Raw genomic sequence first — 2403 nt, 5'->3', positions numbered from 1 at the left:
TTTCGCGGCGGTGGGCTTTGCCCTTGCAGCGGCCGGGCTGGGTCTTGTCGCTGGCGCCCTTCGGGGTGATGCCGTACCGCAGCCAGATCGGGCACTGCGGTGAGCAGGGCACCTTCTGGAGTTCGGCGTGCAGCCGGTCGTAATGTTCGGCGGCCCGGTCGGTTTGTGGCTCGATGACCTCGGCGATGGACTTGGTGAGGTATTTGGTCAGGTAGCCGACGTGGCGGGAGGCTTCTTCGGTGCCGCCGAGCACGCCCTTGACGTTCTTCGGGTCGATTTGGTCGCCGAAGCGCACCACGTGTGCGGGTTCGAGGTCGTCGACCGTGTCGAGGACGTCCATTGCCTCATCCCACGTGGGCAGCGGTTCGGCGGTGTCGGGGTCGACGAATCGGCCGGCCGAATAGTCCCAGACCGGCATACGGCCATCGGTGTACTGCTCGTTTTCCGGGTCGAAGTGCGGCCACCACACCTGGTGATACGTCGCGGCGGCGATCTGCAACACCAGTGCCCGGGGGTCGGTGCCGCGTACCGCCATGTGGATGTGCGGGGCGCCGCGCCGTTGAGGTTCGACGGTGGCGAAGTACTGGATGTCGCGACCGGTGGCGCGCCGGTAGTTCTGGACGAACCGGTCGAACAGGGCCGGGAAGAACACGATGTCCCGGGCAGCGCGCCGGTAGTCGTAGGTGTCCGGGTTGCGGGGCGATCCGTCGCCGCACGGTTTGCCCTTGCTGTTGATCGCGCCGTCATCGTTCATGCGCCCGTAGCTGGGCATGGTCAGCGTGATGAACATCGAGGGCCGGTACTTGCCCGCGTACTGACGCCCGATCGTGGACTTATCCACCTTCTTGCGGGGTAGGTCGGGGACGTCCTGGCGGCGGCGGGTCGACCGTTTGCGCTCCGATTTCGGCGCAGGGTCGAGCGCCGGAAGACGCCCGCGCATACCGGTAGCCCGCAGCTCCGCATCCAGCTCGGCCACGATCTCGCGGATGCCGGTCATGGCTTCCTCGTCGCCGTGGGCCTTGGCGTGCTGGTAGTCGTCCATCAGCCGGGCGCGGGTCTCGACCAGTTCGCGTTGCTGGTCGGTGGGTTCGCGTTTGTCGTCGACGGGTTCGTGTTCGATGTGCCAGCCTTCGTGGGCTTGCTGCATCCGCAGAGCGCGAGCCCGCGCAGCACAGGAGGGGCACACGCTTTCCAGTGTCGATTTGCAGGGTGCGCCAACGTATTTCGATTCTCCGGTGTCGGGATTGTAGGAGTACATCGGGATCGGTCGGCGGCACTGGCCGTGTTTGTCGGCCGCGGCTTGCGCGATGTCGTACAGGTTCGGCATGGCGCGGCGATCGGCCGCGGTTTCGCGGGCCGGGCCGAGGGAGGCCGGATCGGTGGCAGTGGTGGTGTCTGTCATGATCGGGCCTCCCTCACTGGTGGTCGTGGTCACGCGGCGTCGTCGTCCTTGTCGCGGGGTGGTCCTCCCAGTCCGCCCGGAATGTGCTGGAACGGGGCGGTGATCGGTGTGGCGAGCGAATCGGCGTGCCGGAACACCAGCTGGACCCGAGCGGGGCCGGTGATGCTGACGCGGCATTCCTGCGCCCCGAATGCATGTGCCAGATGGCTTGCACGGTTGGCCCAGTCATCGGGGCATTGGCCAGGAAGCATTGCGACTCGCACGGTGTCGGTGGCTTCCCCGATGTCGATACTCACCAGTCGCGGAATCTTCACCGCTCCGCCGAGGTCGTCACGAACCGACAGGCTGCAATCGTCCAGCCGTGCCGACCATTGCCGGCGATACCGGAACCAGGACAGGAACCGGGACCGGACACGGCGAGTGATCCAGCGGGAGAACGACTCCGGAGCTTTCACCCGCCACAGCCCGAGCGCGGCGGTAGAGGCCAGTGCCATGCCGAAGGCGGGCAGCCAACCGTAGAACCAGAAAAGGCCGGCCACCGCGACGAGCGGTAGCGAGATCATCGGGAACAGCAGCGCCCACCAGACCGCGAGGAACACCGAGATCACCGCCCAGCCGATCACCGCCAGAAACAGCGTGGCAATGTCTTCTGCCGGGTCGCGGCGGGTCCGGACCGTGGTGGTGGTTTTGGTGGTTGTACTCATGCTGCCCAGTCCCCGCCGTCGGGGTCGTAGCCGTGTCCGAACGCGGTGCCGGTTTCGGCGAGGATGTTGACCGCAATACCGATGGGGTCGAGACCGCGGGCTTCGAGCTGGCAGCGGCGACGCGCGTGCAGGTCGATCACGTTGGCGTATTCGTTTGCGGGGGTGCTCATTACAGGGTCTCCTGTTCGTTGGGTGCTCCGCAGCGGTCGCAGCTGCGGAACGGGTTTCCGGTGGTGAAGAGATGGCCGTGGGTGTCGCATTCGCCGGTGATGGCGCAGCCGTCGCAGGTGATGCGGT

Annotated in this window: 3 protein-coding genes; all 3 read right to left on the bottom strand. The window is 66.5% G+C overall.

The genetic code is table 11. From position 1 onward, the window contains the following. Positions 1–1402: replication initiator (locus ON37_RS03595; RefSeq protein ID WP_040716669.1), on the bottom strand; the 1402-nt coding region annotated here is incomplete at its 3' end. Between the two features lie 29 nt (positions 1403–1431). Further along, positions 1432–2106 (bottom strand): hypothetical protein, encoded by a 675-nt coding sequence (locus ON37_RS03590; RefSeq protein ID WP_040716667.1) that lies wholly within the window; start codon positions 2104–2106, stop codon positions 1432–1434. Beyond that, positions 2103–2276, bottom strand: coding sequence for a hypothetical protein (locus ON37_RS32685; RefSeq protein WP_157171339.1), 174 nt, complete (start codon positions 2274–2276; stop codon positions 2103–2105). Before ON37_RS32685 ends, ON37_RS03590 begins: the two co-directional genes overlap by 4 nt. Positions 2277–2403 lie beyond the last annotated feature (127 nt).

Source organism: Nocardia veterana NBRC 100344, assembly GCF_000308855.1.
GTDB classification, from domain to species: Bacteria; Actinomycetota; Actinomycetes; order Mycobacteriales; family Mycobacteriaceae; genus Nocardia; species Nocardia veterana.
Note: the sequence above shows the minus strand (reverse complement) of the source record. Positions and strands in the feature narration are given on the sequence as shown.